General features: G+C 56.2%; 10 protein-coding genes. 9 read left to right on the plus strand and 1 reads right to left on the minus strand.

Features of this window, described 5'->3' with window-relative positions:
• Positions 1–75 precede the first annotated feature (75 nt).
• From ACR0BI_RS12185 to ACR0BI_RS12200, 4 genes are read left to right on the plus strand one after another with little or no spacing between them, the layout of a single operon-like run.
• Positions 76–1224, plus strand: a complete 1149-nt coding sequence (locus tag ACR0BI_RS12185) for an efflux RND transporter periplasmic adaptor subunit (protein ID WP_480562474.1) — start codon at positions 76–78, stop codon at positions 1222–1224.
• Between the two features lie 3 nt (positions 1225–1227).
• A complete protein-coding gene (locus ACR0BI_RS12190) occupies positions 1228–4356 on the plus strand; it encodes an efflux RND transporter permease subunit (protein ID WP_480562473.1) in 3129 nt (1042 codons plus the stop codon).
• Entirely contained in the window at positions 4353–4772 is a 420-nt protein-coding gene (locus ACR0BI_RS12195; RefSeq protein WP_170512800.1) for a DUF2141 domain-containing protein, read from the plus strand. Before ACR0BI_RS12190 ends, ACR0BI_RS12195 begins: the two co-directional genes overlap by 4 nt.
• A gap of 6 nt (positions 4773–4778) precedes the next feature.
• Entirely contained in the window at positions 4779–5627 is an 849-nt protein-coding gene (locus tag ACR0BI_RS12200) for an ABC transporter six-transmembrane domain-containing protein (protein WP_480562472.1), read from the plus strand.
• A gap of 127 nt (positions 5628–5754) precedes the next feature.
• Here the strand turns inward: ACR0BI_RS12200 and ACR0BI_RS12205 are convergent, their stop codons facing one another.
• Positions 5755–7032, minus strand: coding sequence for a tetratricopeptide repeat protein (locus tag ACR0BI_RS12205; RefSeq protein ID WP_480562471.1), 1278 nt, complete (start codon positions 7030–7032; stop codon positions 5755–5757).
• A 241-nt stretch (positions 7033–7273) separates the two neighbouring features.
• Between ACR0BI_RS12205 and ACR0BI_RS12210 the strand changes: the two genes are divergently transcribed.
• From ACR0BI_RS12210 to ACR0BI_RS12230, 5 genes are all read left to right on the plus strand, one after another.
• The gene (locus ACR0BI_RS12210; RefSeq protein ID WP_170392524.1) at positions 7274–7618 is read left to right on the plus strand and encodes an adenylate/guanylate cyclase domain-containing protein; all 345 of its coding nucleotides are present in this window, start codon (positions 7274–7276) and stop codon (positions 7616–7618) included.
• 285 nt (positions 7619–7903) lie between these two features.
• Positions 7904–9019, plus strand: a complete 1116-nt coding sequence (locus ACR0BI_RS12215) for an MHYT domain-containing protein (protein WP_170420487.1) — start codon at positions 7904–7906, stop codon at positions 9017–9019.
• Positions 9020–9130: 111 nt separating this feature from the next.
• A complete protein-coding gene (locus ACR0BI_RS12220; RefSeq protein ID WP_480562470.1) occupies positions 9131–9985 on the plus strand; it encodes an FAD binding domain-containing protein in 855 nt (284 codons plus the stop codon).
• A gap of 12 nt (positions 9986–9997) precedes the next feature.
• The gene (locus tag ACR0BI_RS12225) at positions 9998–10492 is read left to right on the plus strand and encodes a (2Fe-2S)-binding protein (protein WP_170392521.1); all 495 of its coding nucleotides are present in this window, start codon (positions 9998–10000) and stop codon (positions 10490–10492) included.
• On the plus strand, positions 10489–12918 hold the full coding sequence (locus ACR0BI_RS12230; protein WP_480562469.1) for an aerobic carbon-monoxide dehydrogenase large subunit: 2430 nt from the start codon (positions 10489–10491) through the stop codon (positions 12916–12918). The genes ACR0BI_RS12225 and ACR0BI_RS12230 overlap by 4 nt, the downstream gene beginning before the upstream one ends.
• Positions 12919–12943: the final 25 nt, after the last annotated feature.

Raw genomic sequence — 12943 nt, forward strand, 5'->3', positions numbered from 1 at the left:
ATCGTTCATAATATATGACACTCTATCGAATGCCACAAGGTGCAATGGATTCGGCGGCACAGGAAAGACTGGTCTATGACAGAAAAAACTTTGGAAACTCGGCAAAGACCGACCCGGCGATGGCTTTGGATTGGACTATCGTTGGCACTGTTTGTAGCGATCGTCATCCTCCTGTTTGATACAGAGGATACAATTGATGTTCAGGCAACAACGACCTCACCTCCGCCACCGACCGTCTCGGTCGTCACGGTTGCTTCAGCAACCGTACAAGCGCGGGTTTCGGCGTTTGCCGAAGTTCGGCCTCGGTGGGATGCCAAGCTGCGATCTGCTGTGTCCGGGCGCATCATTGCAGTACACAACGCCGCTTTGGCAGGGACTAAGGTGGAACGGGGTGCCCCTTTGTTTTCAATCGAAAATGCACCTTATCAAAGCGCCGTTGCAGCCGCTGAGATGGAGCTTGAGCAAGCGGAACTGGCGTTATTGCGCGCGCAGAACAAAGTGACAGTCGCGCAACGACAGTTTGACCGGGATGAAACAGAACCGCCAAACGAACTGGCTGTGAATCTACCGCAATTGCGCATTGCCGAGAAATCCGTTGCAGCTGCGCAGGCACGGCTGAATGCGGCGCGAAATGAACTGAAGGACGCGGAGGTTGTCGCCCCTTTTTCGGGATTTGTAACCCATCGCTTTGCCAGCCTGGGCCAGACGGTCAACCCAGGCGATGCCCTGATACACCTTTCGGACGACCAGCAATTCGAACTGGTCGCCGAGTTTAGTCAGGCGGACTGGGCGTTGTTGGATCATCCGATCTCTGGCGCCACTGCTGATCTGACACAGCGCTCGGGCGGAGCGTTGGGGCGGGCTCAAGTCCGGCGTGGAGGAGGGTTTCTGGATCAAGACACACGGCAGGTGCGGGTCTTTCTGGATGTCACAAAGCCCGATGAACGCATACTCGCCGGAGACTTCCTGCAGGTTCACATTCCCGGACGCCGGATCTCGGACACATTAACCCTACCCGAAAGCGTCCTGACCCGTGCGGGATACATTTGGCTTGTAGACGATAAGGACCAATTGCAGAGGCTTAGCCCGAACATCCTGTTCCGCAGCGAAAGTACAGTGACGGTATCGGCTCCCGAAGGGACCGGCCCGTGGCGCGTGGCCAAAACACCTTTGGCCTCGTTTCTACCGGGTCAGCGGGTGACGCCGCAATCAGATGGGGGCTGAGCCATGCATGCTCTGACATCCTGGTTTATCCGAAATCCGGTCGCTGCCAATCTGATGATGGCACTGATCCTATTTCTTGGGGTGCAAACGCTGCTGAACATTCGGATCGAAGGCTTCCCCCGCATTCCGCCGGAAAGTGTTACAATCGCGATCGAGTTTCCGGACGCTACAGCCGAACAGGTTGATGAATTGGTGACCCAGAAAGTTGAGCAGGCCCTCGAAGGTTTGGAGGGCGTGCGTAGTGTGACATCACGATCCCAAAATGACCTAAGTGTCGTGACTGTCCGCCGCGCAGGTGGCCAGAAACTACAAGCCGTCCTGGATCGTGTCCGTATTCGGATCGACGGCTTGACTGATCTGCCTGATACTGCGCGCCGACCCGTGATCGAAGCCTCGGGTTTCGATTTCCCGGCGCTGTATCTGAACTTGTTCGGAGAAACAGACCCCGCCACATTGCAGAGCTTGGCGCAACGCCTGAAAGAAGAGTTGCTGGCGCAACCGGAATTGTCGCGGTTGCAAATCTGGGGCCTGATACCGCGTGAATTACGCATCGAAATCGACCCGGCGTTGCTGCGCCACTATGGGTTGACGGTTTCGGATGTGACCCGCGCCATCGAAGGGAATTCGCTGGCCTTTCAGGCAGGTCGTCTGAGGACTGATGGCGGTACGATTTATCTGCGGGCCGATGACAGGGCGAAATACGTGCCGGAATACGCAGCTCTGCCGATCATCGAACGTGACGACGGGTCCTATGTGCCTTTGGGCGATATTGCCAAAATCGAAGACGGGTTTCAGGACGGCGAGTATTTGTTTCGCCTGAACGGCAAACCAACCGTAGGGATGGAGGTTCTGGTCGGGCAGAAGGAAAACCTGCTGGAGATCAGTGATGTCGTGCGCAGCACGATTGACGAGTTCAGCCGACAGCTGCCGTCGCAGGTTCAGGTCGAGGTTTGGGGTGATAGCGCTGGCTACATCTCGGACCGTCTGGCGCTGTTGCGCTCAAACGGGGTGCAGGGTTTGATCCTTGTGACCCTGATGCTGTCGATTTTCCTGAACGTGCGTTTGGCCTTCTGGGTTGCCATGGGCATTCCCGTTTCGGTCATGGGGGCGCTTGCTGTCTCGGGCTCGAAATGGGTGGACTATTCGCTGAACGATGTCACGACTTTTGGTCTGATCATTGCCTTGGGAGTTCTGGTCGATGATGCCGTTGTAGTCGGCGAAAGCGTTTTTGAAGAACGCCGCAAGGGGAAGGACCCGATTAGGGACACGGAACGCGGCGTGCATCGCGTGGCTCTTGCGACCGTCTTTGGCGTGCTGACCACAATCGCAGCCTTTTTCCCGATGCTGTTGATCGACAATCCGCTGGGCAAGGTACTTGCCGGGTTCGCGGGCATCGTGATCCTGACGCTGATCTTTTCGCTTATCGAAAGCAAATTCATCCTGCCCGCCCATCTGGCGCAGGTTTCGATGCGGCAAGAGCGTCGATACTTGCCGACCCGCTTGTGGGGGCGGGTACAGGATTCTGCGCAGGGCGGGTTGTACTGGGTGCGGGATTGCATCTACCAGCCTTTGCTCGTCGCGGCGGTGCGTCAGCGCTACGCTGTGCTGATCTTGTTCATTGCCGCCGCAACGCTGGGGCTTGGCCTGATGTACAAGGGCAAGGTCAGGACGGTGTTCTTTCCCGAGGTGCCCGGTCAGGTCATCACGATGAACCTGGAAATGGATGCCCGCTCCCCCTTTGCACTGACCCGCACGAACGTGAATCGGATCGAAGCCGTGTTGAACGAGCTGAACGTCGAGCTTGCAGAAGAGGCGAGTATGTCTGCTCCACCCGTTCAGACAGTATTCACCATCATCAACAGCGCTGGAAATGCCCAAATTTTCGCTGAAATGATCCCGGTAGCTGAGCGTCCGAATGTCCCGATCCTTTCCGTGGTCCGCGAATGGCGCGACCGGGTCGGTGCGGTCGAGGGCGTCACCGAGTTGGAGTTCACCGGATCGGAAACGCTTGCCGGAGGGTTCCGAATCCGGTTGGCGTCAAAAGACGAAGACCTTCTGCAGCAAGCCAGCGCCGAAATGAAAGGTTTCCTGTCGAACATCGAGGGCGTGGCAAATGTAAGGGATGGGTTGGTGGGCGGCCAACCTGAACTGAAACTCCGCCTGCGCCCGGACGTGCGGCACCTTGGTTTTAACGCCGAGGCTCTGGCCAGACAGATTGGCTATGGGTTCGGCGGGGCCGAGGTGACCAAGGTCAGACGCGATGGGTCCGAAGTCCGCGTAGTCGTACAGAACGCGCGTGAAAACCGCGATACGTTGGCGGATCTGGTGCAGACCCGGTTGCGCAGCGCATCCGGCGCCTGGGTGCCGCTTGAGACCGTCGCCGAAATCGAGGGCACCTATGCCTCTGGCACTATCGATCGCCGTGACGGCAAGCGCATGAACATCGTAGCCGCGTCCATCGACCGCGACCTTGTTGCTCCCGAAGAGGTGGGGCAGGCGGTGTTCGAGCAACTGGTCCCGAAACTCCGTGCCAAATATCCCAGCGTAACCGTCCTGCCGGCCGGTGAACTGGAAGAGATGGCCGATATAAGCGATGGCCTGAAGCGCGCGCTGTTGCTGGCAGCCGTTCTGATCTATGTGCTGATGGCCGTGCCGTTGAAAAGCTATTGGCAGCCTTTTGTCATTCTGGCCATCGTGCCATTCGGCTTTATCGCAGCCGCCGTCGGGCACCTGATCATGGATGTCTCACTGTCGCTGTTTTCGTTCTTCGGCATGCTTGCTCTGACCGGTGTGATTGTGAACGACAGTCTGGTCATGATCACCCGCTACAATCAGGCGCGAGAGGAAGGTCAGCCCGTGAATCTGGCGCTGAGAAGCGCAGGCATTGGACGTTTCAAGGCGATCTTTCTGACCACCGCAACTACAGTGATTGGTCTGCTGCCTTTGCTGACCGAAACCTCTGAGCAAGCGCAGTATCTGATCCCTGCGGCAATCTCTTTAGCTTTTGGAGAACTCTTCGGCACAGCCCTCATGCTGCTGCTGGTGCCGGTGCTGATCGCCATCACCGAGGATGTCATTGCCATTTTCAAGTCACCCCTTCCGCAGCCTTCTGAAGAAAGGACAAAGCCATGATACGGAACCTTCTAGCCCCTGCATTCGCCGTAGTAACGCTTGCGACACCGGCCTCCGCCGAGGGTCTGAATGTGACTGTGGACGGCATCCGCAACGCCAAGGGCAACATCGTGATCCTTGTATTCGATAACGCGCGCGCCTTTGACAGTTTGGATGTCTGGAGCGCCATTGACTACGCCCAGATTCCGTCACGTAAAGGCAGCGTCAGCCATGAGTTTTCTGACCTGAACGCGGGCCCATACGCTGTGCTGTTGTTTCATGACGAAAACAAGGACGATGACCTGAACATGACTGAGACAAAACTGTTGGAGGGGCTGGGTTCAACAGGTGCCTCAGACCCTCAGGACGAGCCGGATTTCAAGGCTGCCTCGGTCTGGCCGGGCGATGTGCGTGTTCGCATTCACTATGATCAGTAATTCGACATGCTGACAGATCGAAAACTGACAATCGGCACGCTTCTGAGTGTGTTCCGCTGGCGCGTAGGGCTTACGTGGTTCCTGATCCTGGTTGAAACTGCCCTGACGGTTCTGATTCCGCTGTTCGTCGGCTTCGCCATAGATGGATTGCTGAGCGAAGATTTTGAGCCCTTTGTGCAGTTAGGTGCGCTCATGGTTGCCCTCACTATGATCAGCGTGATCCGGCGGATTTACGATACACGTGTCTACGGTATGATCCGTGTCGAATTGGGCAAGGCGCTTGCCGCGCGGTTTTCAAATCTTCCAATTTCGTCGCTGAACGCCCGGATCGGGATGGGGCGCGAACTGGCCGACTTTCTTGAAGAGATCCTGCCCTCGGCAATCGCGGGGGTGGTGCAGTTCGTCGTATCAGCAATTTTGCTGTTTTACTTCTCGCCAGTTCTGGCCCTGTCTGCCTGTGGGGTTCTTGTCGGAATGATATCTGTATACGCTCTGTTTCATTCAACGTTTTGGCAATGGAACCGTGCGCTGAATGAGCAAATGGAGCATCAGGTCAGTGTTCTGGAACAACGACGTGACCGTCCGGTTTTCGTCCACCTGAGTAAACTGCGCCGGTTCGAAGTAAAGCTCTCGGATACCGAAGCCGTTCTTTATGGCGTAATCTTCATTCTGTTAATAGGTCTGCTCCTATTCAACCTGTGGTTCGCGACCCAAAACCTGGATGCGACACCGGGCATGTTATTTTCGATTATCAGCTATTCGTGGGAGTTTGCGGAAGCCGCACTTGCTTTGCCCGTCACCTTACAATCCTGGTCTCGCCTGTCAGAAATTACGACCAGGTTGCAGAGCGATTGATCAGGCTTGCATACCATAAATGGCGTGATACGGGATTTGTAATCAGGAAGTAACCAGTCCATTCCGGTCGTGCGCAGCCTAGCTAAAGGAGGGGTAAGAAGAGCTGATAAACTAGAGCTTTGTGAATTCAGACAAAGCCTGCAACGGGCGCAGTATGACTGAAGATCGGGCGTCGCGCTGTAATCGTTCGATGAGCTTCTTGAATATGGCCGGATTTCAAAAGCAGATTCAGGTAAGTCAGCTCCAAAAGGTCACGCTGTGCGCGGCTGCCACCCAGACGAGCGTGATCTGCCATGACCGGAGTCAGCTGTTGCAGCGCATCCGTCCAATCTTGTCGCGCAATCGCACCCCAAGCACGTGCCACCGGGCGAACAAGATCTGCCGCAAAACCCAAGCTTGTTTCGGTCAGAACCGCAAGGCGTTCTCCTTCCCCTGCCATTGCATGAGCCAGCGCGCCATGTATGTCCGCAAAACTCATGCCTGGTTTTGGAAAAAACCGTGATGCGTATTCGCTCAGGTCGCGCCAAAGTTTGGGCGCAACTGTTAGACCCGCAATTTCAGTGCGGTGCAAAAGTGCAGCAGCATCGGTTAGAACATTTATCGGCAACGAATAGGACGCTGCGGGTGCGATAGCTCCCTCGTAAATCGTCCATAGCTCAGCCTCATCCCCTTGCTCCAAGGCCCACAGAGCGCGATGCCAACTTAAGTGGCCGTGCAATACCGAGCGCACATCATAATCCGCGATCCAGTCGGCAAGGTATGCGCGACCGGCCTCTCCATAACCTTGCTCGTAGAGCGTGTGCGCTTTGAAGTGTGACGCGTTTGCATTGGTGTTGTTCAAAGCGAGCGAGCCGTCCATCATGGACATGGCCTCATCAAGCCGCCCAACTTCGCACAGCGCCTGACCGTGTACGCTCATAACCCACCAGTCTTCGCCCAAGGCATCAAATAATTTGGTCGTGTAGGCAAGTTGCGTGCTTTCCCGACCAGGCTCACCCGATGTTCCAATCAAACCGAAAATGTTGGTACAGATCTGCGCGACAAGGACATCGCGGGGGTGATGAGCAGCGTGCTTCAGAACTGCGCTTCGTGCCTGTAAGACACGTCCCTGAAGCAAGAGATCGAATACCGCAAGATGACCCTCCTCGCGCTCAGTCAACCCAGATGCGCAGGCGCGGGCCGACGCCATTGCCTCTTGAGCGCCAGACATATCGTTTTCATACATTCGAGCTCGAGCAAGCCCAACGTGACCGAGGGCGAAGCCGGGATCGGCCGTGATGGCGGCGGAAAAAGCTTCGCTTGCACCAAACGTTGCTGCAAGGATGTGATCAAGCCCCGCGACATAGGCGTCCCGCGCCTCTGGCAGGCTGGTCGTCAGCGTCAGTCCATATCGGTCAACCAGCATCTCCATACTCCCACTTTCGTCAGCATACTCAAACGTGCGTGCTCGCAACTGCCCAACGCTAGCATAAAAAACGAAACCATAAGCACTATTGTGGATAATCGATTGCTATAAGGATCGAACCATCGGTTAACGGGCTGGCCTTCTGGCCTTCACTACTGATTGAAAAGATATTGATTGAACCAAGCGTGCCTCATAGCCTTTCTTTGCCAATAGGGTTGTCCTAAGGAGGCACAGTGATGAGGTGCACATTGCCTACCAAGTATATGGCGATGGCTTTCTCGCTACGTTTGACGGACCCGGCCAGGCGATCCATCGTGGCAAGGCGATTGGCGATGCCATTTCCAAGCTGAATCTGGAAGTTCGCATAGGGGTTCACACAGGCGAGGTCGAAGTTTCTTTGCATTATGTGCGCGGAGTTTCCGTTAACACTGCAGCGCGTATCTCTGAATTGGGCGGAGGCGGCGACATCGTCGTTTCCAGAACAGTAAAAGATCTGGTGGCTGGGTCCGGTCTGGACTTCGAAAATCTTGTAACAAAAGAACTGAAGGGCTTATCCGAAGACTGGCAAGTTTATAAAGCGGTCTAAAGGCATCTCTAGCCATTCCACCCAGCAGCTTTCGGAAGTCACAAATTAAACATCAAATGATGACGGCGGGAGGGGTCGAGCAGATCTTCATTAGCCTTAAATTGTGGTTTTCACCCAATCAATATGAACGGCGGATTTGGCCTCAAAGCCGCCGAATAGCAGCGTGCTAGCCACCTCGGAACGAATGCTTCGGAGCTGGGCATCGCCCAATGTGTAACCGCTCTTTGAACGTCCGACATCGTTGATCCATTTGCCAAACGCATACTTTTTAGCCAATTTGCGACAATGGAGTTTCTCGACGTCAGCCACAACAGTTTCCTCGTCGCCATGTCCTGCATTGTTGCCTTCGTGGCAGGGTTTACAGGATTGTCGATGACGCGAGATCTTTCGACGAAGCCGGTCTTTGAAAAGAAGGCCTCGGTGGCTCTTGCAGCTGTTTCGCTTGGCGGTGGAATCTGGGCCATGCACTTCGTGGCCATGCTCGGGCTTCAGATGCCGATCCTGTTCTATTACGACGCTGCAATCACACTTGTGTCTGCGCTTGTCGCGATCCTGCTCGTCGGAGCTGCGCTTATTCTGTTGCATTTCACCGAACGCAACCGCGCCACGATTGCGATGGCAGGAGGCGTTGTTGGGTTGGGCATCTTGGCGATGCACTATATTGGCATGGCTGGCTTGGAGCTTTGCCGGGCAGTGTATACGCCCAGTGGCGTCATCTTGTCCTCGATTGCTGCAATAGCGCTTTGTATGCTGGCTTTCGCGATTGCCTACGGGCAGCGAACAAACAGAAACATTTTGCTGGGCACTTTGTGTTTTGCAGCGGCGGTTTGCACCGTTCATTTTCTTGCTCTGGCGAGCACCCGTTTCGTCGCGGTGCCAAGTGGGGTTGAGTTTGGCCCGTTGATGAGCAATGAGACGCTGGCCATTGGCGTAATCCTGTTCAGTTTCATCATATTTGGTGCTTGCTTGTGGGTCAGCGTGACCTACCTGCCAGGACCTTCGAGGAAAGACCCGGAGCCAACAGAAGCGACCGTGGATGTAAAACCATTGCTGCAAATTCCTTGCGAACGGGATGGTGGAAAGGTCTTCATCTCTGCCGAAGATGTTCTGTTTTTGCGCGCGGATGGGCACTACACCCAAGTTTACACCGAAACGGATCGGTTGTTTTGTGTCTGGCCAGTGACCGAGGCCGCCAAGCGATTGGTGCCCACCGGATTTCTCCAGACCCACCGCAGCTACCTTGTCAATCCTCAGCGCGTGGCGCGGTTTGAGCGTACCAAAGATAAGGGTCGATGCCTGTTCGACGGGGATGGTTTGCCACCCGCGCCGGTCAGTCGATCCAAACTCAAGACGGTTCAGGATGCGCTTGCATCGCAGGTGGGCGCAATTCGTGCGACCTAGGGCGCATTTCGTGCAAAATACCTGTTTTTTGTTGATTTCCTGAAGCGTCGCCATCCAAGCGCATGCAGTGATCCTTTCAGCCAGAACATTTGCTTGAAGGGAGGAGAGCCGATGATTCCAGCGGCATTCGAATACTACAGACCCAAGGACATGGCCGGTGTGCTGTCGATCCTGGAAGAGCATGGCGATGATGCCCGCGTCATGGCCGGTGGGCACAGCCTGATTCCGATGATGAAGCTGCGGATGGCGGATGTGCCGCATCTGATCGATCTTCAGGATGTTGGCGGCATGTCTGATATCGAGATCGGAGGTGACAGTATCCGCATCGGTGCGATGGTCACCCAGCACGCGATTATTGATCACGACGCACTGGCTGAGGCCGCTCCGATTCTGCGCGAAGCTGCCCTTCAGATCGCAGACCCGCAAGTCCGATACATGGGGACAGTTGGTGGCAACGTGGCCAATGGCGACCCCGGCAATGACATGCCCGGCCTGATGCAGTGCCTGAATGCGCGCTTCACTGTCGAGGGTCCTGACGGGGAACGCGACATCGCTGCCCGCGAGTTTTACGAAGCCGCCTACATGACTGCTCGGGAAGACGAAGAAGTGTTGACGGCAGTCACCATCCCAACGCCTCAAGGCGGTTACGCCTATGAAAAACAAAAGCGCAAGATTGGCGATTATGCGACCGCTGCCGCTGCAGTCCAGATCGTGAAAGAAGGTGGCACCTGTGCCTCCGCCTCGATTGCAATGACCAATCTGAGCGACACACCGGTCTTTTCCGAGGCGGCTGGGGCCGCTCTGGTTGGCACCGGCGTCGATGCAAATGCCATTAAGGCCGCTGTGGCCGCCATGCTCGGTGATATTGACCCCACCGAGGACAACCGCGGCCCCGTCGCTTTCAAAAAACACGTGGCAGGTATCATTCTGACCCGCGCCATTGAGCGCGCCTGGTCGCGTGCGTGAGGAGATCGTCCGATGTCAAAGAAACAACACTACAAGATCACGGTGAACGGCAAGGAAGAGGAATTCCTTGCCGAGCCACGCGAACTTCTCATCTACACGCTGCGCGAGCGGCTCAATATCACCGGCCCGCATATTGGTTGCGAGACTTCCCATTGTGGCGCTTGCACCGTCACCATTGATGGCAAATCAGTCAAGTCCTGCACCATGTTCGTGGCGCAGGCCGATGGCAAGGATATCACAACCATCGAAGGCATCGGTGGGCCTGACGCGCTGCACCCGCTGCAAGAGGCGTTTAAGGAACATCACGGGCTGCAATGCGGCTACTGCACACCGGGCATGATCACACGTGCGGCAAAGTTGCTCGAAGAGAACCCGAACCCGTCCGAGGAAGAGATCCGTTTTGGCATGGCAGGTAATATCTGCCGCTGTACCGGGTATCAGAACATCGTGAAGTCCATCAAAGCCGCAGCGGCCGAGATGAATGCAGCCAAGGAGGCGGCCCAATGAATGACATGACACCAGATCGTGAGGAACGCACCGCGAACCTCAAGGGCATGGGCTGTTCGCGCAAAAGGGTCGAAGATGCCCGCTTTACTCAAGGCAAGGGCAACTACGTCGATGACGTGAAGCTCGACGGGATGCTCTTTGGAGATTTCGTCCGCTCTCCCTATGCTCACGCGCGGATCACCAACATCGATACGGCGGCAGCGCTTGAAGTGCCCGGCGTTCTCGCTGTGCTAACCGCCAAGGACCTTGAACCGCTCGGCCTCCATTGGATGCCGACGCTGGCCGGCGACAAGCAAATGGTTCTGGCCGATGGCAAGGTTCTGTTTCAAGGCCAGGAAGTGGCGTTTGTGGTGGCCGAAGACCGCTATGCGGCGGCAGATGGAATCGAGGCCGTCGAAGTCGAATACGAAGAGCTTGAGGTTCTGGTTGATCCGTTCAAGGCGATGGAATCACAGATAGTTCTGCGTGAAGACACCGTGGGCGAGGATGGCAAACCAATCGATGGAGCACATGGTCCTCGAAAGCATCACAACCACATCTTCACGTGGGAAGCGGGCGACAAGGATCCAACATTCGAGACAATCGACAATGCCGAGGTCGTTGCCGAAGAGACCATGTATTACCACCGTACGCACCCATGCCCACTGGAAACCTGCGGCTGCGTCGCCTCAATGGACAAGGTCAATGGCAAGCTGACTCTTTGGGGCACGTTCCAAGCGCCTCATGCTATCCGCACTGTGGTCAGCCTGATTTCCGGGATCCAGGAACACAATATCCGTGTGATTTCTCCCGATATTGGCGGCGGGTTTGGAAATAAAGTTGGGGCCTATCCGGGCTATGTGTGTTCGGTCGTCGCCTCCATCGTCACCGGCAAGCCGGTAAAGTGGATCGAAGACCGGATGGACAATCTGATGACCACCGCCTTTGCCCGCGACTATTGGATGAAGGGCCGCATTTCTGCCACCAAGGACGGCAAGATCACCGGGTTGCATTGCCATGTGACAGCGGACCATGGTGGATTTGACGCCTGCGCCGACCCAACCAAATTCCCGGCGGGTTTCATGAATATCTGCACCGGATCTTACGACATCCCGACTGCATTCCTTGAGGTTGATGGCGTCTACACCAACAAAGCGCCGGGCGGGGTCAGCTACCGTTGTTCCTTCCGCGTGACAGAGGCGGTTTATTTCATCGAACGGATGATCGAGGTGCTGGCGATCGAGTTGAACATGGACGCGGCAGATTTGCGCCGGATCAACTTCATCAAGAAAGAGCAATTCCCCTATCAGGCTGCGCTTGGCTGGGAATATGACTCTGGCGATTATCACACTGCATGGGACAAAGCGCTCAGCACCGTCGACTACGAGGGATTGCGCAAGGAACAGGCCGAGCGTGTAGAGGCGTTCAAACGGGGCGAAACGCGCAAGCTCATGGGAATCGGTCTCAGTTTCTTCACTGAGATCGTGGGTGCCGGCCCAGTGAAGAATTGCGATATCCTGGGTCTCGGCATGTTCGATAGCTGCGAAATTCGCATCCATCCCACGGGCTCTGCAATTGCACGGCTTGGAACGATTTCGCAGGGGCAAGGCCACGCGACGACATTCGCACAGATACTGGCCTCCGAGATCGGATTACCTGCCGATAGCATCACCATCGAAGAGGGCGACACCGATACCGCGCCCTATGGTCTGGGCACCTACGGCTCGCGCTCGACCCCGGTTGCCGGGGCGGCTACGGCCATGGCTGGCCGCAAGATCCGCGCCAAGGCGCAAATGATCGCGGCCTATCTGTTGGAAGTGCATGACGATGACGTCGAGTTCGACGTCGACCGTTTCGAGGTCAAAGGAGCGCCCGAGCGGTTCAAGACCATGAAAGAAATCGCATTCGCCGCCTACAATCAGGCCATTCCAGGGATTGAGCCAGGGCTTGAAGCGGTCAGCTACTATGACCCGCCAAACATGACTTATCCGTTCGGTGCCTATGTTTGCGTGATGGATATTGATGTGGATACAGGCGTGCCAGACATCCGCCGCTTCTACGCTCTGGACGATTGCGGTACCCGGATCAACCCGATGATCATCGAAGGACAGGTTCATGGCGGCCTGACCGAAGCACTCGCCGTCGCTTTGGGCCAGGAAATCGCCTATGACGATCAGGGCAACGTGAAGACGGGCACGCTGATGGATTTCTTCCTGCCGACCGCATGGGAGGTTCCGAACTACGAGACCGACTACACCGTCACGCCGTCGCCACATCATCCCATCGGTGCGAAGGGCGTGGGCGAAAGTCCGCATGTGGGCGGGGTGCCATGCTTCTCCAACGCGGTGCAGGATGCGTTCCGGGCCTTTGGTCTGCGGCATACCAACATGCCACATGATCACTGGCGGATCTGGAAGACCGCCAATGAGCTTGGCCTGCACGACTAAAGGCGAAAGGCAGGGCGGAGACGTT

This window comes from Ruegeria sp. E5, from assembly GCF_056534105.1.

What these genes read in the sequence shown, in the direction of transcription:
- ACR0BI_RS12185 (WP_480562474.1), top strand. Translation starts at nt 76, where the DNA reads ATGACAGAAAAAACTTTGGAAACTCGGCAAAGACCGACCCGGCGATGG.
- ACR0BI_RS12190 (WP_480562473.1), top strand. Translation starts at nt 1,228, where the DNA reads ATGCATGCTCTGACATCCTGGTTTATCCGAAATCCGGTCGCTGCCAAT.
- ACR0BI_RS12195 (WP_170512800.1), top strand. Translation starts at nt 4,353, where the DNA reads ATGATACGGAACCTTCTAGCCCCTGCATTCGCCGTAGTAACGCTTGCG.
- ACR0BI_RS12200 (WP_480562472.1), top strand. Translation starts at nt 4,779, where the DNA reads ATGCTGACAGATCGAAAACTGACAATCGGCACGCTTCTGAGTGTGTTC.
- ACR0BI_RS12205 (WP_480562471.1), bottom strand. Translation starts at nt 7,032, where the DNA reads ATGCTGGTTGACCGATATGGACTGACGCTGACGACCAGCCTGCCAGAG.
- ACR0BI_RS12215 (WP_170420487.1), top strand. Translation starts at nt 7,904, where the DNA reads ATGGAGTTTCTCGACGTCAGCCACAACAGTTTCCTCGTCGCCATGTCC.
- ACR0BI_RS12220 (WP_480562470.1), top strand. Translation starts at nt 9,131, where the DNA reads ATGATTCCAGCGGCATTCGAATACTACAGACCCAAGGACATGGCCGGT.
- ACR0BI_RS12225 (WP_170392521.1), top strand. Translation starts at nt 9,998, where the DNA reads ATGTCAAAGAAACAACACTACAAGATCACGGTGAACGGCAAGGAAGAG.
- ACR0BI_RS12230 (WP_480562469.1), top strand. Translation starts at nt 10,489, where the DNA reads ATGAATGACATGACACCAGATCGTGAGGAACGCACCGCGAACCTCAAG.